Annotated in this window: 20 protein-coding genes; 8 read left to right on the top strand and 12 right to left on the bottom strand. The window is 69.7% G+C overall.

Features of this window, described 5'->3' with window-relative positions; translation table 11 throughout:
- Nucleotides 1–12: 12 nt before the first annotated feature.
- Nucleotides 13–468, bottom strand: coding sequence for a hypothetical protein (locus ACWESM_RS15930; RefSeq protein WP_356964698.1), 456 nt, complete (start codon nucleotides 466–468; stop codon nucleotides 13–15).
- Nucleotides 469–694: 226 nt separating this feature from the next.
- On the opposite strand from ACWESM_RS15930, the gene ACWESM_RS15925 reads away from it, so the two are divergent.
- Nucleotides 695–1,651 carry an SDR family NAD(P)-dependent oxidoreductase gene (locus ACWESM_RS15925; RefSeq protein WP_355079004.1) on the top strand — a complete coding sequence of 319 codons (957 nt, stop codon included), beginning with the start codon at nucleotides 695–697 and terminating at the stop codon, nucleotides 1,649–1,651.
- Between the two features lie 38 nt (nucleotides 1,652–1,689).
- Here the strand turns inward: ACWESM_RS15925 and ACWESM_RS15920 are convergent, their stop codons facing one another.
- Nucleotides 1,690–2,445, bottom strand: coding sequence for an alpha/beta fold hydrolase (locus ACWESM_RS15920; RefSeq protein WP_355079002.1), 756 nt, complete (start codon nucleotides 2,443–2,445; stop codon nucleotides 1,690–1,692).
- A 196-nt stretch (nucleotides 2,446–2,641) separates the two neighbouring features.
- Between ACWESM_RS15920 and ACWESM_RS15915 the strand changes: the two genes are divergently transcribed.
- The gene (locus ACWESM_RS15915) at nucleotides 2,642–3,340 is read left to right on the top strand and encodes a class I SAM-dependent DNA methyltransferase (RefSeq protein ID WP_364437833.1); all 699 of its coding nucleotides are present in this window, start codon (nucleotides 2,642–2,644) and stop codon (nucleotides 3,338–3,340) included.
- A 6-nt stretch (nucleotides 3,341–3,346) separates the two neighbouring features.
- Here ACWESM_RS15915 and ACWESM_RS15910 read toward each other — a convergent pair whose 3' ends face one another.
- Both ACWESM_RS15910 and ACWESM_RS15905 read right to left on the bottom strand, forming a co-directional pair.
- Entirely contained in the window at nucleotides 3,347–4,933 is a 1,587-nt protein-coding gene (locus ACWESM_RS15910) for a DNA polymerase Y family protein (protein WP_452492308.1), read from the bottom strand.
- 25 nt (nucleotides 4,934–4,958) lie between these two features.
- Nucleotides 4,959–5,750, bottom strand: coding sequence for a hypothetical protein (locus tag ACWESM_RS15905; protein WP_397277165.1), 792 nt, complete (start codon nucleotides 5,748–5,750; stop codon nucleotides 4,959–4,961).
- 554 nt (nucleotides 5,751–6,304) lie between these two features.
- Here ACWESM_RS15905 and ACWESM_RS15900 point away from each other — a divergent pair.
- The gene (locus ACWESM_RS15900) at nucleotides 6,305–7,426 is read left to right on the top strand and encodes a serine/threonine-protein kinase (RefSeq protein WP_355078994.1); all 1,122 of its coding nucleotides are present in this window, start codon (nucleotides 6,305–6,307) and stop codon (nucleotides 7,424–7,426) included.
- Between the two features lie 28 nt (nucleotides 7,427–7,454).
- Here the strand turns inward: ACWESM_RS15900 and ACWESM_RS15895 are convergent, their stop codons facing one another.
- Together ACWESM_RS15895 and ACWESM_RS15890 are read right to left on the bottom strand one after the other, a co-directional pair.
- Complete coding sequence (locus ACWESM_RS15895) at nucleotides 7,455–8,090, bottom strand: response regulator (RefSeq protein WP_157111826.1); 636 nt, start codon at nucleotides 8,088–8,090, stop codon at nucleotides 7,455–7,457.
- A 96-nt stretch (nucleotides 8,091–8,186) separates the two neighbouring features.
- A complete protein-coding gene (locus ACWESM_RS15890; protein WP_355078992.1) occupies nucleotides 8,187–9,506 on the bottom strand; it encodes a PspC domain-containing protein in 1,320 nt (439 codons plus the stop codon).
- Between the two features lie 222 nt (nucleotides 9,507–9,728).
- Here ACWESM_RS15890 and ACWESM_RS15885 point away from each other — a divergent pair, with 222 nt between their 5' ends.
- From ACWESM_RS15885 to ACWESM_RS15875, 3 genes are all read left to right on the top strand, one after another.
- The gene (locus ACWESM_RS15885) at nucleotides 9,729–11,435 is read left to right on the top strand and encodes a PspC domain-containing protein (protein ID WP_452492306.1); all 1,707 of its coding nucleotides are present in this window, start codon (nucleotides 9,729–9,731) and stop codon (nucleotides 11,433–11,435) included.
- Nucleotides 11,428–11,646: a hypothetical protein gene (locus ACWESM_RS15880; RefSeq protein ID WP_355078988.1), complete on the top strand. Its 219-nt coding sequence runs from the start codon at nucleotides 11,428–11,430 to the stop codon at nucleotides 11,644–11,646. The genes ACWESM_RS15885 and ACWESM_RS15880 overlap by 8 nt, the downstream gene beginning before the upstream one ends.
- 94 nt (nucleotides 11,647–11,740) lie before the next feature.
- Entirely contained in the window at nucleotides 11,741–11,875 is a 135-nt protein-coding gene (locus ACWESM_RS15875; protein ID WP_355078986.1) for a hypothetical protein, read from the top strand.
- Between the two features lie 54 nt (nucleotides 11,876–11,929).
- Here the strand turns inward: ACWESM_RS15875 and guaA are convergent, their stop codons facing one another.
- Complete coding sequence (gene guaA, locus ACWESM_RS15870; RefSeq protein WP_355078984.1) at nucleotides 11,930–13,504, bottom strand: glutamine-hydrolyzing GMP synthase; 1,575 nt, start codon at nucleotides 13,502–13,504, stop codon at nucleotides 11,930–11,932.
- Nucleotides 13,505–13,623: 119 nt separating this feature from the next.
- Here guaA and ACWESM_RS15865 point away from each other — a divergent pair, with 119 nt between their 5' ends.
- Nucleotides 13,624–14,424, top strand: a complete 801-nt coding sequence (locus tag ACWESM_RS15865) for an alpha/beta fold hydrolase (RefSeq protein WP_355078982.1) — start codon at nucleotides 13,624–13,626, stop codon at nucleotides 14,422–14,424.
- A gap of 146 nt (nucleotides 14,425–14,570) precedes the next feature.
- Here ACWESM_RS15865 and ACWESM_RS15860 read toward each other — a convergent pair whose 3' ends face one another.
- Nucleotides 14,571–15,734 carry a GuaB3 family IMP dehydrogenase-related protein gene (locus tag ACWESM_RS15860; protein WP_355081654.1) on the bottom strand — a complete coding sequence of 388 codons (1,164 nt, stop codon included), beginning with the start codon at nucleotides 15,732–15,734 and terminating at the stop codon, nucleotides 14,571–14,573.
- Nucleotides 15,735–16,024: 290 nt separating this feature from the next.
- Nucleotides 16,025–17,569, bottom strand: a complete 1,545-nt coding sequence (gene guaB, locus ACWESM_RS15855; protein WP_355076308.1) for an IMP dehydrogenase — start codon at nucleotides 17,567–17,569, stop codon at nucleotides 16,025–16,027.
- Nucleotides 17,570–17,793: 224 nt separating this feature from the next.
- Here guaB and ACWESM_RS15850 point away from each other — a divergent pair, with 224 nt between their 5' ends.
- Nucleotides 17,794–18,207: a DUF5319 domain-containing protein gene (locus tag ACWESM_RS15850; RefSeq protein WP_039795739.1), complete on the top strand. Its 414-nt coding sequence runs from the start codon at nucleotides 17,794–17,796 to the stop codon at nucleotides 18,205–18,207.
- 238 nt (nucleotides 18,208–18,445) lie between these two features.
- Here the strand turns inward: ACWESM_RS15850 and ACWESM_RS15845 are convergent, their stop codons facing one another.
- The 3 genes from ACWESM_RS15845 to ACWESM_RS15835 form a co-directional block, all read right to left on the bottom strand.
- On the bottom strand, nucleotides 18,446–19,624 hold the full coding sequence (locus tag ACWESM_RS15845) for an anti-sigma-D factor RsdA (RefSeq protein WP_355076306.1): 1,179 nt from the start codon (nucleotides 19,622–19,624) through the stop codon (nucleotides 18,446–18,448).
- On the bottom strand, nucleotides 19,617–20,195 hold the full coding sequence (locus tag ACWESM_RS15840) for a sigma-70 family RNA polymerase sigma factor (protein WP_039795737.1): 579 nt from the start codon (nucleotides 20,193–20,195) through the stop codon (nucleotides 19,617–19,619). The genes ACWESM_RS15845 and ACWESM_RS15840 overlap by 8 nt, the downstream gene beginning before the upstream one ends.
- Nucleotides 20,196–20,329: 134 nt before the next feature.
- Nucleotides 20,330–21,202 (bottom strand): hypothetical protein, encoded by an 873-nt coding sequence (locus ACWESM_RS15835; RefSeq protein ID WP_364430985.1) that lies wholly within the window; start codon nucleotides 21,200–21,202, stop codon nucleotides 20,330–20,332.
- Nucleotides 21,203–21,472 lie beyond the last annotated feature (270 nt).

Below are 21,472 nucleotides of genomic sequence, written 5' to 3'. Positions count from 1 at the left end.
TGTACAGGCAGGTCAGGACGCCCGGAGACGCTCCACGGAACCGGCGGACAGAGCAGCCTCGACACCTTTCAGACGAGTCCGGATGAGCGCGCCGTAGGCATCGGAGGCGAGGACGTCGAGATGCCCGCGCGCGATGGCCAACTGCATCCTGGCCACTTCGAACTCGCCGACCCGGCGATGACTGTCGGCCAGGTTCAAGTAGAGCGACGGCAAGAAGCCGCGCAGGCCTTCATCGAGCGGCACACCGGGCCCGAACACCGCGGCCAGCGCGCGCTGATCCCAGCGCAGCGCCTCGGCGGGCTCCTCCTGGAGATCGGCGAGATGATGTGCGACCACGCAGCGCTGCAACACCCCGCCGTGTTCGCCGAGTTCGTCCCAGAGCTTTTCCAACGCCCGTCGCCCCGCCGCGGGGTCGACGCCACCGAGCCGCACCGCGGCAAACACCTCCGCCATCCGATCGTCCGACATGCGCTGAGTATCGCACATATGTTCGAACGTTTCGAGAGTTGTTCGATCCGTTTCGCGCATTCGCAAATCCCCAGGCCGCGTGCGGTTCTCGAACCGGCAGGCCGCACCGGCGCGACACGCCGCGACGACCGGGGGCGGCCGATCCCGGATGCGACCGAGAGCACTTGGCAGGGAACTTACTTTGGAGTAAGTTCATGGCCACCAGACCTGCAAAGGAGCAGCAGCGATGACCGACGCCCCCGCTGAGCCCGCCCGCCGCCGGCGCCACAACCGCGACCTCACCGGGCGGCATGTCCTCATCACCGGGGCATCCTCCGGGATCGGGCGGGCGGCCGCGCTCGCGGTCGCAGGCAAGGGCGCCACCGTGTTCCTGCTCGCGCGCCGTGGTGAGGAACTCGCCGCGGTCGTCGACGAGATCAGGGCGGCGGGCGGCTCGGCCTACGGGTACTCCTGCGACATCACCGATTCCGATTCCGTCGACCAGGTGATCAAAACCGTCCTGGACGAACACGGTCACGTGGACATGCTGGTGAACAACGCCGGCCGCTCCATCCGCCGCGCCATCCACCGCTCCACCGACCGGTTGCACGACTTCGAACGCACCATGGCCGTCAACTACTTCGGCGCGCTGCGGCTGACGCTGGCCCTGCTGCCGCAGATGCGGGAACGCAAGTTCGGGCACGTCGTCAACATCAGCAGCGCGGGCGTGCAGGTGGCCACGCCGCGGTTCTCGGCATATCTGGCCAGCAAGGCGGCACTGGACAAGTTCACCGAGGTGGCAGCCGTCGAGACCATGGCGGACGGCGTCACGTTCACCACCATCCACATGCCGCTGGTGCGCACGCCCATGATCACCCCGAGCGGCGACCAGGGCCCCGCCGAGTCGCCCGAGTGGGCGGCCGCGACCATCGTGCGCGCCCTGACCGAACGGCCCAAGCGCATCGACGTGCCTTTGGGCACCATCGCCGAATACGGCGCGCTGCTCACCCCGAAGATCCGCGACCGCGTCCTACACCGCTACTACCGCGCGCTACCCGACTCCCCCGCAGCCAAAGGCGAGTCGACCACCCCCGAAGAACCGGCCGAACCACACCCCCAGCCCCGCCCCCGATCAACCACACGCCGCCTCACCGGCACGGCCCTACGCCGCGCCGCCCGCTGGGTCCCCGGCACGCACTGGTAAGGCGTCCGTGACCGGCACAACCATGTGCCACTCGCGGTTCAACCCGCCAGGAATGGGCGGACGGTTGCGGCGAAGTCGAAGTAGCGGTCGCGGTGGATGCTGTGGCCGCAGGTGAAGGTGGTCACCGTGCAGTCGGTGATGCTTTCTTGCAGGATGGCGAGTTTCTCCGGATCGACCATGCCGCCCGGTCCGCCGCACAACACCAAGGTGGGCGCGGTGATGTCGGAGAGTCGGTCCCACCACTCCGGGTTCGGCTTACGGAACTGCTCCAGCGCGGTCTTCGTCATGGAGCGGTCGAAGGCGAGCACCGCGCGCGGGTGCCGGACCAGGCTGGAAGTGGCGTGCCACAGTTCGGGCGCGGTGGGAAACCGGCGGGTCAGGCGCAATTCCTCGGCGCCGGACCGCAGCGGGAGCGGGCATTCCTCGATGACCAGCCTGCGCACCAGTTCCGGGCGCTCCTGCGCGACGCGCGACACCGCGTAACCGCCGAGCGAATGCCCGACCAGATCCACCACGGGCAGTTCCAGGTGGTCGCACAGGCGCAGCAGATCGTCGCCGAACTCGTCGAAGAGATAGGAATCGGTGTGTGAGCTACGGCCGTGTCCGCGGAGATCGGGGATGATCACGCGGCGTCCGGATCGCACGAGAACACGCGCGAACCGGTCCCAGGTGTACCCGTCGCCGCCCATGCCGTGCACGAGCAGCACAGGGATGTCGCTGACCGCACCCACCCCCGAATCCCGATAGGCGATCCGCACGTCTCCGAATGTCACCTGGCCAAGCGTCAGATCCACGACATAGGAGGATACCGGCAGTCATGCCATACCCCGGCGTGGTGTATCGCTGATCACCCAACGGCGAAAACGCAGTTCGAACGGCACTTACCAGGTCCGATACCCGCGCCATCGCGAAGTTCGTTGCCCACATTGGTGTTTCGACCGGCGCGAAAAATCCCTGGCGCGTGGGCGAACTCGGAGCAATACTCGCCGCATGCCCTCCTTCGCCGATTTCGATCGCCGCGACTACCGCACCGTCGACGTGGCCACGGGGTACGACGGTTGGGCCCCCACCTACGAACAGACCGTCCTGGACGAGATGGATCTCGCTCTGCTCGGGCGACTACGGCTGGACCTCGGCCGGGTGCGGCGCGCGGCCGACCTCGGCTGCGGCACCGGGCGAACCGGAACCTGGTTGCGAGACCGCGGAATACCGCACATCGACGGCGTCGACGTGAGCCAGGGGATGCTGGCGTTGGCGGCCGAGCGCGGCGCCCACACCACGCTGACCCGAGCGGACGTGCGAGCCACCGGTCTGCCGGAAGGCGCCTACGACCTGGTGATCGCGTCGCTGATCGATGAGCACCTACCGGAGCTGGCGCCGTTCTACGCGGAGGCGTGGCGGCTGGCCGCACCGGGCGCGCGCTGCGTACTGGTCAGCTACCACCCGCAATTCATCATGGTTTCCGGAATGCCGACGCACTACACCGACCCTTCCGGCGAACCGGTGGCGATCAGCACCCACCTGCACTTGGTCAGCGAGCACCTGTCGGCCGGTTTGGCCGCGGGCTGGGTCCTCACCGAGGTAGCCGAGGCACTGGTCGACGACGCGTGGCTGGCCCGCAAACCGAAATGGGCCGCCCTGCGCGGACATCCGTTCACGTTGGCGACCGTGTGGTCGCGCCCGGAATGAAGCCTCTCAGCCGTAAATCCCTTCGGCGTGCCAGGTTTCGTCGTGATAGACCAGCAGCAGCACCCGGCTGGCGGCGGGGGCGTCGTCGAGTTGGACCTGTGCGCGGGCAGTGAATTCCGCGTCGTCCACATCGGGGGCCCACCAGCGTTCGTCCACCGGCCACGGGCCGGCCCAGCCGATGAGCCGCCACTGTTTGCTCCCCCAGCGCAACAGCGCGGGGTCGGCGTCGAACAGGGCGCGGTCGGTGACCTTGACGGGCGCGCCGTCGGCGGCTTCCAGTCGCACCAGCGGACGGTTCATCAGGATCACGGCGGGGGCGGGCTCGGGCAGCCGGCCCGGCCATGGCTGCGCGGGGTCGGCGGCGGGGACGAGTTCGTCACCCAGCGTGACCATGGTGATTCGTTCGGCGGGGCCGCGTCCGCCGCTCAGCACGCCGACACGCACCGCTTCCCCGCCGAGCAGACCCTGCACTCGGATGAGCGCGCGGCGGGCGCGTTCGTCCTCTTCCCCGTCCCCGCCCCATAAGCCGAGCTGCAGCGCGCCCGCCGTGACCACCTCGACCGGTTCCAGCCGCAGCACGGTGATCGGCGCGGTGGGCCGCGCACCGTCGCGCCGGGTGAGCCAGCCGTCCAGCTGCCAGCGCACCCGATCCGCCGTGCCCTCCGGCGTGAGCGGCTCGGCGCAGCGCCAGATTCGCGAAAGATGTTCCCCCGCCGCAGTTTCCGCGTACACCGAAAGCCTGGTGCAGGCCAGCCCGGCATCCGCGAGCGCGCTGTGCAGCCGGGTGGCGAGCAGGCGACCGGCGAAGGCGGCCGCGTCTACCCGCTCGATCGGCGGATCACAGCGGTACTCCACCACCAGATCCGGCGGTGGCTGCCGCGCGGACGGCGGACGCTCCGGCTCGGCCCTGGCACAGCGATGCGCGAGCACGGCGTCGGTGCCGAACCGGGAGGCGACCTCCGCCGCGGAGAGCACGGCGAAATCGCCGATCCTGCGTAGCCCCAAGCGGTGCAGCAGATCGACCAGATCGGCGCGTTCCGGGGCGGCCAGGCTCGGTTCGACCGCGAGTTCCCCCACCGGTAGCGGTGCGAGAAACCGTGCCCCCTCCCCCGCGGGCACGATCGCGGCGCGGCGGGCGGCGATCACCGCCGTGGACAGCTCGTCGGCGATCCCGATCTGCGCTTCCGCCCCGGCCGCTGCCACCGCGTCGACCAGGCGCTCGGCTGCCGCCTCCTCGGATCCGAAGAACCGCGCCGCGCCGCGCGCGCCGAGCACGAGCAGGCCGGGGCGCAGCACCTCCATACCGGGCACCGTCGCGGCCACCGCGGCGACCAGCGGTTCGAACAGTCGCGCGTCCCGATCCTGATCCTGTTGCGCGAGGAACAGCTCGGGGCAGCGTGCCTGCGCCTCCCTGCGCTTCAAACCGCGGCGCACCCCTTCGGCTCGCGCGATCGCCGAACAGGCCACCACCCGGTTGGCGAACAGCACCGCCACCGGCCGTGTCGCGGGCAGGCCTGCCACCGCCGCCGCGGCGACCGCGGGCCAGTCCGGGCACCACAGGGCGAGCACCCGCTTGGCTCCCGGCCGGATCACGGCGCCGCACCGCGGGCCGCGGCACTCACGACACCGCCTCCTGTGTGTCGACGGCTTCGACCGGCGGAGCCGCCTTTTCGCGCAGCACCCATTCCACGCGCCCCGCATTCGGGCACAAATCCAGCCGCCCACGCCGTGGCGGTCCCGCCTTGCCGCGCACTTCGACCGTCAAACCGAGCGAACGCAAGCGTCCGCGCCCGCGGCCGAGACCGGCATACCCCGCGATGCGGGCATCGAGCTGGAGGGACGCGCCGGGCCAGCGACCGTCGGCGACCACCAGGGTGGCGCCCTTGTTGCGGGCGCGGGCGGCGATCACCCGGCTGCGAGCGGGCGCGACGGCGGCGCCCCCGAGTCCGAGTACGACCAGATCGAGCCCGTCGAGCAGCACCGCGGCCACTTCCACCGGGTCGGGGCCGGGATCGGCGATCACGGCCAGCCGCCGCAACTGCGCCCCCATCTCCACCGCGGCGAGCAGACCGAGCCGGGGCATGCCCACCACCGCGGCGTGCCCACCGCCCTCGGTCACCGCGGCGAGCAGACCGGCCAGCAACGAACTCGCTCCCGTGTACGCCACCACGGAGCCCTTGACCAAGCCACCATCCGGCAACAACGGTGCGAGAGCCGTGGGCACCGGCAATGCCGCTCGGCGCGCCCCGTCTCCGAGCGGAGCCCGCTGTGCTGCCGATTCACCGCGACCCGGCACCGCAGCCATGCGGCTACGCAGCTCAGTGAGGGATGGGGTACCTTCCCGCCCACCACCGCGTCGCGCCGGCGCGCCCCGATTCACCCCTCCCTGCGAGATCGCATCCGAACCCATCTCAACCACCTACTTCCCGCGATGGACCCGAGGCGAAGCATGCGGAGCGACCCTCCATTCGAGCGCCAGCACCGACTCAGCTATCGATTCGTATCGAATATACGTTCGATACCGACACAGTAGAAACCGACCCCCGGGTTTCCGTCAAGGGTTCGGCAGCCTCGTGTCGCGGTCACGCGGGTCCGATCCGGCTTCGAGTGGAATCTGTGCAGGTCCAGCACGCGGGTGTCGACACGAGATGGAGTGCGAGCGATCCGCGACAGCCCTCGTTTCGCACCCGCGGCGCCCTCCGCAGGCGAGGCCGCCTGGCCGTCGGCTCCGCCCGGCGACCGCCGCCGGGCAACCTCGCCGCAGCTTCCCCCTGCCCCGCCGCAAGACACATCGGGACCGGATCCGGCGCGCGCCCGGCTACCACGCCCGGCACCGGTTCATCGGTATGGTGTGGGGCACACATTCGAACCGAGAGCGGGCGTGACACATACCAGTGCCTCATGTCCGCCTATGCGCGAACACGAATCAGGCCAGCTAGCCCCATTTTCCGCTACCCTGCACCCGTGACCGAACGCGCTCGTCCTACTGTCGGCCCCCAATATCTCGTCGCAGGCCGCTACCGCCTCCAGTCGAAGCTGGGTGGCGGCGGCATGGGCGCGGTATGGCTGGCGCACGACCGCCTGCTCGACCGGGACGTCGCGATCAAGCAGGTGCTCACCACGGCCGGGCTCGATGAGGCCGAAGCCGAGGCGGTCCGCAACCAGATCATGCACGAGGGCCGGGTCGCCGCGAAACTCTCGCACGACCACGCGATCGCCGTGTACGACGTGGTGCTCGAGGCCGGTGAGCCCTGGCTGGTGATGGAGCACCTGCCGTCGCGCAGTGTCGCGAAGGCGCTCGCGCTGGTCGATACGCTGCCGCCGATCGAGGTCGCGCAGATCGGCGCCCAGGTCGCCGACGCGCTGGCCGCCGCGCACGCGGTCGGCATCGTGCACCGGGATATCAAGCCGGGCAACATCCTCGTCGCCGACCGTGGCACCGGCGTGGGCATGGCGAAACTCAGCGACTTCGGCATCTCCAGCGGCGCGGGCGACCTGCTCGACGAACCGGACGGCGTGATCACCGGCACCCCCTCCTACCTGCCCCCCGAGGTCGCGCGCGGAGCGCAACCGACCAAGGCCAGCGACGTGTTCTCCCTGGGCGCCACGCTCTACACCGCGATCGAAGGACAGCCGCCGTACGGCTTCGACGAGGACAGCGACGTCATCGTGCACCGCGCCGCCATGGCGCAGATCATCCCGCCGACCCGCAGCGGCATGCTCACCCAGGCGCTGCTGCACATGATGGAGCCCGCGCCGCAGCGCCGCCCAACCATGGCCGAGGCGCGCGACGAAATCCTCACCGCCGCTTTCGGTCCCGGCACCGGACCGTACATTCTGGGCGCGCCCGTCCGCACCGAGGACGGAACCATCCCGTTCTGGGCCGCGCGCAATTCGGCATCCGGGATCCGCAGCCAGCACTCCACGCCGCTCCCCCGCCCGCACCGCAACCTCGCGGGAGCGGCCGCGGCCACGCCCCCGCAGCGCACCAGGAATTCTCAGCCCGGCAACGCCCCCCTGGCCATCGCCGTCGGCCTGCTGATCGGCCTGGTCATCATCATCGGGATCATCGTCGCCGTCCTCTGACGTCCGGGCACCCGGAGCCGAACGGCAGTCAGTCGATGCGGCGACGGTGGGCCCATCGGGTCAGGGCGTTGCGGTTGGACTGCTGGGTCTTGCGCAGGACGTTGGAGGCGTGCGTCTCCACGGTTTTGACCGAGATGAAGAGTGATTCGGCGATCTCGCGGTACGTGTAGCCGCGCGCGAGCAGGCGCAGGACCTCGAGCTCACGCGGGGTCAGGGAGTCGAGTTCGGGATCCAAGGGCGGCTCGGGTACCGGGGACCTTCCGGTGAACGAGTCCAGGACGAAACCGGCCAAGCGCGGGCTGAAGACCGCATCGCCGCCCGCCACCCGGCGGATGCCGTCGGCCAGCTCGGCTCCCGAAATCGTCTTGGTGACATACCCTCTGGCCCCGGCCCGGATCACCGCGATCACGTCCTCGGCCGCGTCGGACACGCTCAGCGCCAGGCACACCGGCCCCGGCTCGATACCCGCCAGCACCGCCACCCCACCGCCGTCGGGCATGTGCACGTCGAGCAGGACGACGTCCGGTCGCTCGGCATTGATCCCGGCTACCGCCTCCGCGACCCCGCCAGCCTCACCGACCACCTCCATGTCCGCCTCCCGGCTCAATTCAGCACGCACACCCGACCGAAAAACGGCGTGATCATCGACGAGAAAGACCCGCACGGTCACCTACTTCTCCTAACCGACCCTTGACCCCCAACCCGTACCACACTCGTCCCCCACACGCCTGTCTCGTCCTGGCAGGTGCGCAACGCGTGCCTAGTGGGCGGCCGGAGCGGGCTCTTCGTCCAAGGGGGCGCAGCCGGAATCGGTCCGCGGCATGGTGATTCGGACCTCGGTGCCGCGACCCGGCGTCGACAGGATGTCCACCTGGCCGCCGCGGCGCTCGATCCGGCCGCGAATGGACTTCGCCAGGCCGCGACGATCCTCCGGCACGGACGCGAGGTCGAAGCCGGAGCCGCGGTCACGGACGAAGATGCTCACCTGATGCGGCTCGACCTCGGCGAACAGATCGATCTCCGGGACACCCGCGTGCTTCGCGGCGTTGACCAGCGCTTCCCTGCTCGCGCCGAGCAGGGCGGTGAAGTGTTCCTTCGGCAGACCCGATCCGGAGCCGTCGACGTCCATCGATACGTCGCCGACGGTCACCGGCGCCACCTTCACGCCGTGCTGGTCCTCCACCTCGCCCGCGATGGTCCGCAGGGCCGCGGCCAAGCTCGACTGCGCGGGCCCGGAATCCTCGAACAGCCATTTCCGCAGTTCCCGCTCCTGGCTGCGGGCCAACCGCAGCACTTCCTGCGGGTCGTCGGCCTGACGCTGGATGAGCGCGAGTGTCTGGAGCACGGAATCGTGCAGGTGCGAGGCGATCTCCTCGCGTTCCTCGTTGCGGATGCGGGCGGCGCGCTCGGCGTTCAGCGCGCGCATCATGCGCAGCCACAGCGGAACCGTCAGCAGTCCCGCACCGATCAGCGTGACCGCCACCGCCAGCAGCGCCGATCCGATCGAGCTCAAATTGATCCTGGCCAGCACCACCACACCCAGACCGGCCACGATCAGCGTCGCACCGGCGACGATGCGCGACCAGGTGACCACCGATGGACGCGCGGGCAGCCCGAGCAGCGAACGCGGCCCGTCGACGTCGTACTCCCGCCACACCAGCGCCGCGCCGACCGCCACCACGATGATCGGCGCGATCACCTTCGCCGCGGTCCCGCTGAACACCCAGGACACGGCGATCGCGAGCCCGAGCCCGAGCATCGCGAGCCCGATCGCCTGCCGCCGCTCCGTACCGGAGGGTTTCGCCTGATCCGACCCACCGGGCGTGAAGATCCACAGCAGCCCGTACGCGACGATGCCCGCCCCGGCCAGCGCGGACAGCAGCACGAACGCCATCCGCACCTTGAACACGTCGACACCGAGATGGTCGGCCAGACCGCCCGCCACTCCGCCGACGACCCGGCCGCCCGACCGGCGGAAGATCCGCGCCTGCGGCGGCCATGGGACCGGCGCGGGCGCGGGACCCAGCCCACGTGCAGCGTCGAACCCCCGGGTGTCGAACGCGGGAACAGACGGGTACATGTCTTCGATACTGGCACGGCGACGAAGCTGCCAGCATCGGGATTCACCCTGATCTCGCTTGCTCGACCACACCCGCGCCGACCAGGGCGGACGCGGACGGGCCCGATCGAACCCGTGCATAGCTGAAAGTTTGCTGCATCGGTGGATCGGTCCAAAGTGTTCAGGCTGTTTTCAGGGTTCCCCCCGATGCGCCGATTCACGGATCGGCACACCATGGGAAACATGACGAAAACGAGCTTCGGCGACCAGGTCCAGCAGATATGGCAGACCCGGCCGATCCGATTGCCGCAGCAGGGGCCCGTCGCGGGCGTCGCGGCGGGGTTCGCGCGCCGCTACGAGATCGATCCGGTACTGGTTCGGGTCGCGTTCGTCGTCTCGACGATCTTCGGCGGCGCGGGCATCGTGCTCTACCTGCTGGCCTGGCTACTGCTGAGCGCGGCGGGCGACCAGGCATCCGCGGCCGAGTCGCTGGTCGGCAAAGGCCACAGCTCGCAGTCGCAGACCAAGACCATCGTGTTGATCGTGGCGCTGGCCATCGCGGTCAGCACGATGGGACCGGTCGGTGTCGGTCTCGGCGGATCCGGCCTGATCAGCCTCGCCCTGATGCTGGCGGGCTGGTGGATGCTGCACCTGCGCACCCCCAACCCGCCACCCGGGACCACCGAAGTGTTCGGCGGATTCGCCCCGGAGAGCGGAATCAACGCCACCGGCTACCCCGGCGCGGTCTTCCCGCAAGGAGCGACCCGGACGGTCGGTGATCTGTACGTGCCGCCGACCGCCGTGTACACGCCGTACACCAAACTGCCGGATTCCTACGTCCCGGAGACGTCCGCGCCTGCGGCGGACGGCGCGACGGTCCCGCTGCACAAGCCCGCCGTCGATGACGCGACCGTGGTACCGGACAACGTCGCCGCGCCCGCTGCCGGATCAGCGACGAGTTCGGTCGCCGACGAGAGAGAAACCGACGCTCAGGTCACCGATCAGACCGATTCGCCCGCCACGGTCGGCGATCAAGACGGCCCGGCGGCGGTCGGCAGCGGCCGGATCGATTCGGTCGGCGGAGCCGGATCGGACACGACTCACACCGACCGAGCCGATTCGGCCGGATCGGACTCGACTCATGACGATCGAGCCGAAAGCGGACCAGGCACGAGACCGTCATCGTCCGACGCTGCGATCTCACTCGGCAAAGACGCTCCGGCCCCGGGCCGCGCTCCGAGCTCGCGTGGCCCCGCGGCCGCTCAGCCCGCGATCATCGGCGGCCCGACCCCGCCGTCCTGGGATCCGCTCGGCGTAGCTCCACTCGCCTGGGACCTGCCGGAGCCCACCCCGGCCCGCACCGTCGTCGCCCCGCCGCAGAAGCGTCCGCGCTCGCGCCTCACGCCGGTGGTGATCGGCCTGGCCATCCTCGCGGCGGCGGGTGCCGGTGCGGCGGCGGCCTCGGGCGCGGAATGGATGACCCCCGGCCGGATCGCCGCGGCGGCGCTGGCCGTGATCGGCCTCGGCCTGGTGGTCGGCGCGTTCCTGCGGCGCGGCTACGGCTTGCTCGTGCTCACCGCGCCGCTCGCCGGGTTCGTCCTGCTCGCCTCCGCGATCGGTCCGATCGAATCCGATCAACTGGGCGACCGCACCTGGGCGCCCGCCTCCGCCGCCGATCTGGCCCAGAACTACAAGCTGACCATGGGCACCGGCACGCTGGACCTGCGGTCGCTGAAACTGACCGAGAACCGCACCGTGGACATCGACGTCCGGATGGGCGAAGCCCACATCCTGCTGCCCGCCGACATGACCGTCCGCACCACGTGCACGGCGACGATGGCCGAGGCCCTCTGCCCCGAGGGCATCAGTGGTCCCGGTACTCCCGGCGCGCCGGTGCTCGATCTGAACGTCGACGTCCGCGTCGGCAACGTGGAGGTGCAGCGTGGCTGAAAACGAGAAGAAGGAGACGACCGACTCCCGCCGCGGCCCCGCCGCCTCGCTGCTCATCGCGGGACTGCTGTCCCTCGCGATCAGCGTGTGGGCTTTCGTCGGCCCGGCGTCCTGGCCCGCGGCCGGCATGATCTCGATCGGTTGGATCGTCGTGCTCGCCGCCATCGTCATCGGCATCGTGCTGGTGATCTCCCCCCGCAGACGACGATGAGCGTGCGGCCCGTCCACTTGGACGGGCCGTTTCGCGTTCAGCCCCGAGCCACCGCCGCCGTAGCCGGGCCGCATTCCTACGACAGGACAACCGCATGAAGCGCGACGAACCCGCCGATCAGACGCCACCCACCACCCGGACCACACCGCCCGATCCCAGACCCGGCATCACGAACGGCGTACTTCTGGGCCGCGTGATCCTGTACAGCGCTTTCCACCGCCCCCGCTGATCTCGCACGCGATGACGGCGGCGAGTAGTCACCGCCCGCTGGGCGGCCGGGAGTTCACTCCCACTCGATGGTGCCCGGCGGCTTGCTGGTCACGTCCAAGACCACGCGATTGACCTCCGCCACCTCGTTGGTGATGCGGGTGGAGATGCGTTCCAGCACCTCGTAGGGCAACCGGGTCCAGTCGGCGGTCATGGCGTCCTCGCTGGAGACCGGGCGCAGCACGATCGGGTGTCCGTAGGTGCGGCCGTCGCCCTGCACGCCGACGCTGCGGACCTCCGCGAGCAGCACGACCGGGCACTGCCAGATCTGGGCGTCCAGACCGGCCGCCGTCAGTTCCTCGCGGGCGATGGCGTCGGCCTTGCGCAGCGTCTCCAACCGGTCGGCGGTGACTTCACCGACGATGCGGATGGCGAGACCGGGACCGGGGAAGGGCTGGCGAGCGACGATTTCCTCCGGCAGCCCGAGCTCGCGTCCGACCGCGCGGACCTCGTCCTTGAACAGCAACCGCAACGGTTCTACGAGTTCGAACTCCAGATCGTCGGGCAGACCGCCGACATTGTGATGACTCTTGATGTTCGCGGTGCCGCTGCCGCCGCCGGACTCCACGACGTCCGGGTAGAGCGTGCCCTGCACCAGGAACTCGACCTTCGGCGTCTCGCCGTCGGCCGCACCGTGCTCGAGCACCGCCTCGCCCACCGCGTCCTCGAAGGAACGGATGAACTCCCGCCCGATGATCTTGCGCTTCTCCTCGGGATCGGTCACACCCTTCAACTCGCCGAGGAACTTGTCCACCGCGTCGACGGTCACCAGTTTGGCGCCGGTCGCGGCGACGAAATCCTGCTGCACCTGCTCCCGCTCGCCCGCCCGCAGCAGGCCGTGGTCAACGAACACACACGTCAACCGGTCACCGATGGCGCGCTGCACCAGGGCGGCGGCGACGGCGCTGTCCACCCCACCGGACAGTCCGCAGATCGCGTGTTTGTCACCGATTTGCTCGCGTACCGAGGCGATCAGCGAATCGGCGATGTTCGCCGGAGTCCAGGTGGAGGGGATGCCTGCGAGTTCGTGCAGGAACCGGCTCAGCACCTGCTGCCCGTGCGGCGAATGCAGCACTTCCGGGTGGTACTGCACACCGGCCAACCGGCGCGCGCGATCCTCGAAGGCGGCGACCGGCGCGCCCGCGCTGGTGCCGGTGACCTCGAAGCCCTCCGGCGCGTCGGTGACCGCGTCGCCGTGGCTCATCCACACCGGCTGGATGGTGGGCAGGCCGCCGTGCAGCAAACCACCGTCGATGTTGAGTTCGGTGCGTCCGTACTCACGGGTGCCGGTGTGCGCGACCGTTCCACCCAGCGCCTGGGCCATCGCCTGGAAGCCGTAGCAGATGCCGAAGACCGGCAGCCCCAGATCGAACAACCGCGGATCCAGCCGCGGCGCGCCCTCGGCGTACACGCTGGCCGGACCACCGGACAGGATCACCGCGAGCGGCTGCTTGTCGGCGATCTCCTCCACCGTCGCGGTGTGCGGAACCACCTCCGAGTACACGCTCGACTCGCGAACCCGCCGCGCGATCAGCTGGGCGTACTGTGCTCCGAAGTCGACGACGAGGACCGGTCTCTGGGTTTGTGCCACTCGCCCAGTTTAGTGAGCGGCGAAACGAGCGAATCATCGGCACAGCGGCACCGTGTGGGAGGCGAGCCGACCGCCCGAATCGTCACCCGCGGCCCGGCTCGCTGGTTATCCTTCTGCTCGTGCCCTTCGCCCGCGCGATCGATGCCGACATCCACTACGAGGACAGCGGCGGGGACGGCCCGGTGGTACTGCTGGCGCACGAGTTCCTCATGGACCGCACCATGTTCGCCGCCCAAACGGCCGCTCTCGCACCGGAATTCCGGATCGTCTCCTGGGATGCACGCGGCCACGGCCGCACCAGGGACGAGGGCCTACCCTTCACCTATTGGACCGCGGCCAGGGACGCGCTGACCGTCCTGGATCATCTCGGCGCCGAGCGGGCCGTCGTCGGCGGCACCGCGCAGGGGGGTTTCACGGCGCTGCGCACAGCGTTGATCGCACCGGAACGCGTCTCCGCGCTGATCCTGATCAGCACCGAAGCACACGGTCCCACCCCGGAGCAGTCCACCGCGACGCAGAAATTCCTCGACGAGTGGTACGACGACGGCTCCCGCGAACGAGCCGTGCACCAGCTGGCTTCCTGGCTGATCGGCGACGACGAGTGGTACCGCTCGATCTGGACCCAACGCTGGCTGGTGCGCGACCGCCGCGGCATCGAGGTGGCGGCGGGCTGCCTGCTCAGCCGGGATTCGGTACTGGACCGCCTCCGCGAAATCGCTTGCCCCGCTTTGGTGATCCACCCCACCCACAGCGGCATGGACCGCGAGCGCGCCCAGGAACTGGCCCACGGGCTGTCCGGCGCGACCTTCATCGAAATCGCCGAAGCCCGACTCGCGGTGACGATGACCCACCCCGAGCCGGTGAACCACGCGATCCAGCAGTTCCTGCGCGCACGAACGAAACCGACCCGCGTGCGCTGAACGCTGTGTCGATTTGCAGCGCCTGCGGCGCATGCGCTTCGACCGCTGGAACGCGAGCCGGGCCGCGAACGGCGCTCGTAAGACTCGCTTCTCCGGTGATCGCCGGGTGGCTGGGAGGGTGCGCCGCAGTACGCTCAGGCCTACCTTCAAGCGCGTACGCTCAGGCCCACCTTCTGGAACTCCTTGAGGTCCGAGTAACCGGCCTTGGCCATCGAACGACGCAGGCCGCCGACGAGATTCAGCGAACCGAACGGATCGTCGGACGGGCCGAAGAGCACCCGCTCCAGGCTGGGGCGCACCGTGTCGCCGACCGGCTCGCCACCGAGATCCCACGGATCGTCGACGTGCAGCATCGACCCGCGCGGCACCGACGGGTGCGCGGCCGCCGACGGCCAGTACCAGCCGCGGCCCGGCGCCTCCGCGGCCACGGCGAGCGGGACGCCGAGCATGGCCGCGTCCGCGCCACACGCGATCGCCTTGGCCAGCTGCCCGGAGGTGGAGATGTCGCCGTCCGCGATGACGTGCACATAGCGACCGCCGGTCTCGTCCAGGTAATCGCGGCGGGCGGCGGCGGCATCCGCGATCGCGGTGGCCATCGGCACGCCGATGCCGAGTACCTCGCCGGTGGTGGTCGCGCCGGGGTAGGAGCCGTAGCCGACGATCACGCCCGCCGCTCCGGTACGCATCAGGTGCAGCGCGGTGCGGTGATCGCTCACGCCGCCTGCGACCACGGGCACGTCCAGGTCGGCGATGAAGGTCTTGAGGTTCAGCGGCTCACCGTCGCCGACATGTTCGGCGGAGATGATCGTGCCGTGCACCACGAGCAGGTCGATCCCCGCCTGCAGCAGCGCCGGGGTGAGCGTGCGGGCGTTCTGCGGGCTCACCCGCACCGCCACGGTGACGCCGGCGGCGCGGACCTGCGCCACCGCGGCGGCGAGCAGATCCGGCTGCATCGGCGCGGCGTGCAACTCCTGCAGCAACGCCACGGCGCGCTCGTAACCGCCCTTGCCGACCAGCTCTAGCAACTGGTCGATCTTCGCGCCGACATCCGCGTGCCGCGCCCACAGTCCCTCGCCGTTGATCACGCCGAGCCCGCCGAGGCGGCCGAGTTCGACGGCGAACTCCGGGGACACCAGGGCGTCGGTGGGGTGCGCGAGAAACGGGATCTCGAAGCGGTAGGCGTCCAGCTGCCAGGACAGCGAGACCTGCTTCGACGAGCGGGTCCGGCGCGAGGGGACGATGTCGACGTCGTCCAGCTCGTAGGTACGCCGGGCGGTCCGGCCCATGCCGATCTCCACCATGTCGCGCACGCGAAATCTCCTTGTCTGATTTGCAGCGCCTGCGGCGCTGCGTGTTCGCGGCCCCTTATGGCTCGCGTTCCAGCGGTCGAGACTCGCGCCTGCGGCGCATGCGCTTCGACCGCTGGAACGCGAGCCGGGCCGCGAACGGGCGCTCGTAAGACTCGCGCCTCCAGTGGTTACTTGTGGGGGCAGGTGGGCAGCACAAAACCGCCAACTCGCCGCAGGTCGCTCACCGCCACAGCCGGTGGGCAAGCTCCATCATGCACGGACCGGTTGGTCCTGTACATGAACCTAGTGGGCTAACCCCGTCCGGTGTAGTTAGGGGCCTCGACGGTCATGGTGATGTCGTGCGGGTGGCTCTCCTTGAGACCCGCCGCGGTGATCTGCACGAACTGGGCTTCCTGCAGATGCGCGATCGACTGCGAGCCGGTGTAGCCCATGGCCGCGCGCAGACCGCCGACCAACTGGTGGATCACCTGGTTGACCGGGCCGCGGAACGGCACTCTGCCCTCGATGCCCTCGGGGACCAACTTGTCCTCGGCGAGCACGTCGTCCTGGAAATAACGGTCCTTGGAGAACGACTTCGCCTGGCCGCGGCCCTGCATGGCGCCCAGCGAGCCCATACCGCGATAGCTCTTGAACTGCTTACCGCCGACCAGGATCAGCTCGCCCGGCGACTCGGCCGTGCCCGCGAGCAACGACCCGAGCATCACCGTGGACGCGCCCGCCGCGATGGCCTTGGCGATGTCGCCGGAGAACTGGATGCCGCCATCGGCGATCACCGGGACACCTGCCGGCTTGCACACGGCGACCGCCTCCAGGATCGCGGTGATCTGCGGCGCGCCGACACCGGCGACCACGCGGGTGGTGCAGATCGAGCCGGGGCCGACGCCCACCTTGACCGCGTCCGCGCCCGCCTCGACGAGCGCGGCCGCGCCCTGGCGGGTGGCCACGTTGCCGCCGACCACCTGGATCCGGTCGCCGACCTCGGCCTTGACCTTGGTCACCATCTGCAGCACCTGCACCTGGTGACCGTGCGCGGTGTCCACCACGAGCACGTCGACGCCCGCGTCGGCCAGTGTCATGGCCCGCGACCAGGCGTCCTCGCCGACACCGACCGCGGCGCCGACCAGCAGGCGGCCGTCACGGTCCTTGGTGGCGTTGGGGTACTGGTCGGTCTTGACGAAGTCCTTGACGGTGATCAGGCCGCGCAGGCGCCCGTTGCCGTCGACGATCGGCAGCTTCTCCACCTTGTGCCTGCGCAGCAGTCCGAGCGCGGCTTCCGCGGTGACGCCCTCCTGCGCGGTGATCAAGGGGGCTTTGGTCATGACGTCGGCGACGCGGCGGTTCTGATCCACCTCGAAACGCATGTCGCGATTGGTGATGATGCCCACAAGCGCACCGGTCTCGTCCACCACGGGAAGACCCGAGATGCGGAACCTGGCGCACATCGCGTCGACCTCGGCGAGAGTGTCGGTCGGACGACAGGTCACCGGGTCGGTGACCATACCGGCCTCGGACCGCTTGACCGTCTCCACCTGGGCGGCCTGGTCGGCCGTCGAGAGGTTGCGGTGCAACACGCCCATGCCGCCCGCGCGCGCCATCGCGATGGCCATCCGCGCCTCGGTGACCGTGTCCATGGCCGAGCTGACCAACGGCGTGCGCAGGCGGATCTCCCTGGTCAGCACGCTGGAGGTTTCCACAGAACTGGGGATGAGATCCGAGGCGGCAGGCAGCAGCAGCACATCGTCGAACGTGAGGCCGAGCATGGCGATCTTGTTCGGATCGTCGCCACCCGTAGGAGGGCGGACTGCGATTCGTTCGCCCGATACGGGATTACTCATTCGGATCGACCCCTCCTGGACGTCGATAGCGACCGGCGCCGGTGTCACCGGCGCCGTGACGGCTGATGGGATGGACGTGGTTCGGCGGCGGTGCGATCGGGACCCGCCGTAGCCTGTGCTCCATCGTATCTGTCCGGTGAACTCGCCGACGAAGTGAGCCCACCACCGAAACTGGCAGGCCGCATAGCTGGCGCAGACCACCCTGTTCTGCGTACCGTGGGGATGTGCGTGACCATCTACCACCTGGCTTGCCGCCGGATCCGTTCGCCGGAGACCCCTCCGACCCGTCCGCCGCGCTCGATGCCATCGAGCCCGGCGAACCGCTGGATCCCCACGAGCGCCTTGCGGTCGAGGAGGATCTCGCCGACCTCGCGGTGTACGAGGCGCTGCTGGCCCACCGCGGCATCCGCGGACTCGTGGTCAGCTGCGAAGACTGTAGGCAGGACCACTACCACGACTGGGACATGTTGCGCGCCAACTTGCTTCAGTTGCTGGTCGACGGCACGGTCCGCCCGCACGAGCCCGCCTACGACCCGACGCCGGAAGCGTACGTCACCTGGGACTACTGCCGGGGCTACGCGGACGCGTCGATGAACGAGGCCTTCCACGGCGACGGGTTCGACGGATTCGACGGCTGATTCGGGCTCGATCGAACCGCACGCGGGCCTTTCGAGGCTCGCGTACCTCGCCTTTGCCGCTGTGATTTTCGACGCACACGATTACTTCGGCAGACGCACCGCGAGGTTCCGTCGCGGGCGGACACGCCCATGAGTTACCACCCTATGGTCAGCCGTTGGCTAGACCGACTTCTCCCCGAAAGACAAAAAGCCGACCGCCTGGCTGGCGATCGGTTCTTGCCTGGACCGTTTTCTTCTGTCAGCGGCCGGGCGGCACGAACGAGCCCGGGTTGGGGATGCCGGGGACGCTGAACGTCGGCGGCGGCTGATTGTTGCTGTTGTGGGTATTGGTGTTGCCCGGCGCCGGAGCTGTCGGCGGCTGCTGCTGCGGCGCCGTCGGATTACCGGTGTCTCCCGTAGGTCCGCCCGCAGGCGGCTTGACCTCGGTGACCGGCGGCTCCTGCGGAGCCGTCGGTTCCACGGTGGCCGGCGGCTGGGTGGTCACGGGCGGCGGTGTCGTCACCGGCGGCACCGTGGTCGGCGCGCCACCGCCGTTCGTCGTTCCGCCGCTGTTCGACGTTCCACCACCATTGGGCGCGGTGGCGTCGGCCGAGGGCGAAGGCTTGTTCGTCGGCTGACCGGGCTGCTGCACGATCGTCGAGGTCCCGCTACCTGGCGTCGGGCTGGGCTTCGTGGTCGCGTTGCCCGGGGTGGCACGCGGGTCGGTGGTCTTGGGCACCGTCGCACCCAGCTGATCGGCCAACTCCGGATTGACCTCGCGCAGCTTCGCGAGCAACTGTTCCCACTCGGTCATCAGCTCGGCGCGCTTGTCCGGATCGCTGACCTGCGCGGCATTCTCCTTGGCCCGCTCCAGGCGCACCTTGGCCTGCGTCGGGTTCTGAGTGACCAGCGTGGAAGCCTCGTTCAGGTCGTCGCCCGCCCGCTGGACCACGGTCGTCTGGGCCTGTTCGCTGAACACGACCTCTTTGACCCGCCACAGCGGATCGCCCGGCTCGGCGTTGTACGAGAACGCCGTCATGCCGCCGATGACCAGGGCCAGCGCGGCCGCCGTGCCCATGATCGGACGTAGTAGCCGCAGTCGCCCGCCGCCGCCGTGCGCCCCGATGCGAACCTGCCGCGCGCCGATCTCCTGGTTGACCGCGGCCACGATCGCGTCCAGGTCCGGCTCGGCCGGCATCGGAGGCGCGATCAACTCCGCTCGCCAGTCCGCGAGCAACGTCGCGAGCTGATACTCCTCGGCGCTGTCGGTGTGCACCGGACCATCGCTGGCGATGGCATCGATCAGAGCATCGTCGCGGCGTACCGCGGCGATGTCGACCGGGCCGGTGTCACCGGACGCCTCGGCGTAGGGACCGCTGTTCCGCGATCCAAGCCGCGCCTTCCAGTCACCCCGACCGCGCTCGCCATCCCTAGCCATACATTTCACCTGCCCTCGCCACTTGTGACTTGAGTTTCGCGAGTGCCCTGTGTTGGGCGACCCGTACCGCGCCCGCCGTACTGCCCACGGCGACCGCGGTTTCTTCCGCTGACAAACCCATGACCAAGCGCAGGATCAAGATCTCTCGATGCTTCTCGGGAAGCGTCGCGAGCAGACGGTTCATCTGCCTGCTCGTCTCGGACTCGAGAGCTCGTTGTTCCGGTCCCTGGTCGGTGGATATGACATCTGGTACTTCGGCCATCGCCTCCGCCTTGTTACGGGCGGCGTTGCGATGCGCGTCGGCGACCTTGTGCGAAGCGATTCCGTAAACAAAGGCCATGAAGGGCCTGCCCTGGTCTTGATACCTGGGCAAGGCTGTCATCACAGCCAGGCAAACCTCCTGCGCAACGTCGTCCGCGGAGAGCTGCCCACGCTCCGCGGCTCCGATCCGCGCGCGGCAGTAGCGCACCACCAGCGGGCGGATCATCTCCAGTACCTGAGCTAAAGCGGATCTGTCGCCCTGCGCAGCGGCAGCGACGGCGAGGTCCAACTCTTCGCCCGTGTGCGTCATCGTCAGAGATATTCCCGGCGTTACAAAGTGGCATGGTCAGGTGACGACCAATGCTTCCACCGAAGGGGCGGAACGGATCTAACAATAGCGACCCGTTGGCCGGAACTGGTCAACACGGTGGACTCCGTGATCACCTACCACCCCGCCATGGGGCGCAACACGCCGCCGGAGCGGGCGATGGCCGCGGCACATTCGGCCGCCTCCGCCGCCGCGTCCCGCGCGCCCGATCCGGTGCGGAGCATGGCACAAGCCCAGCGCAACGGCAGCAGGCCGTGCTCGCGGCACTGCTCGGCGACATCCTCGGCCGAGACGCCCGATCTTCCCCGCGCGTCGAGCGCCACGTCGGCGGCGGCGACCAGCAAGCGTGACTTGACCCGGTGGCGCACCGACGGGGATCGCTCGGCCAGCTCCAGCGCGGCCGCCGCGTGCGCCGCCGCCACCTCGAAATCGCCTGCCGCCAGCGCCGTTTCCGCGGACACCCAGCGCAAGCGGATCGCGGGACGCCAACCGGCCCGATACTGCTGTGCCGCCGACGCGCTGCGCCGCAGCAAGCGGTCGGCCAGCGCGAGGCGCCCGGTTCCGAGCGCGTCGGCGGCGAGTCCGGTGAGCGCGTCGCAGATCGCGTCGGCGCGGCTGGGACGGTAGCCGCCGAACTCCTCGGCGCTGTCCGGCTCCGCTCCGGCGCCGGCGGTGAGGATCAACGCGGCCGCCCGCCCGTCGAACGCCGCGGCGCGCTCATGCCAGCCGAGCTGCCGAAGAAAAGAACCCTCGGTACTTCCCGCCAGTGAGAGGAGTACGGGGTCGTTGCTGTGGTTGCATACCCTTCGCAATTCGGCGCGCGCCGCCGCATAACGGCCCTGGCCGCCGAGAACCACAGCGCGATACCACCGGCCGAGTGCGTCCGACGCGGACGGAAGGTCGGCGGCGGCGCGACCCGGAGCGGCGCCGAAGGCGGCCTCGGCGAGGACCGCGAGGTGAGGATCTCCGAGCGGAGCGGGCGCGAACACGGGCGCACTCTATCCCGTGCGGCACCCGGGCTCCGGCGAGGAAGGTGAGCGACGGCCGACCGGCGACACTCGGGATTTCCGTCGCCGAGCGGATGTTGCCATTAGGTAAATCTCGTCCTGGCTATCGCCGAGCGGCCACGCCGGGAATTCATGCGTGTTTCGCGTAATTAACCTGCCCGCCCCGTTACCGCCATCTTCGGATCCACACCCCACGAACCCCCTCGGCCGCGGCAGTGACCGACATCATCGGCACGAGATCGGCGTCGCGTC

This window comes from Nocardia sp. NPDC003999, from assembly GCF_053604885.1.
The sequence above is the reverse complement of the archived record's forward strand: the minus strand, read 5'-3'. Positions and strand labels throughout refer to the sequence as shown.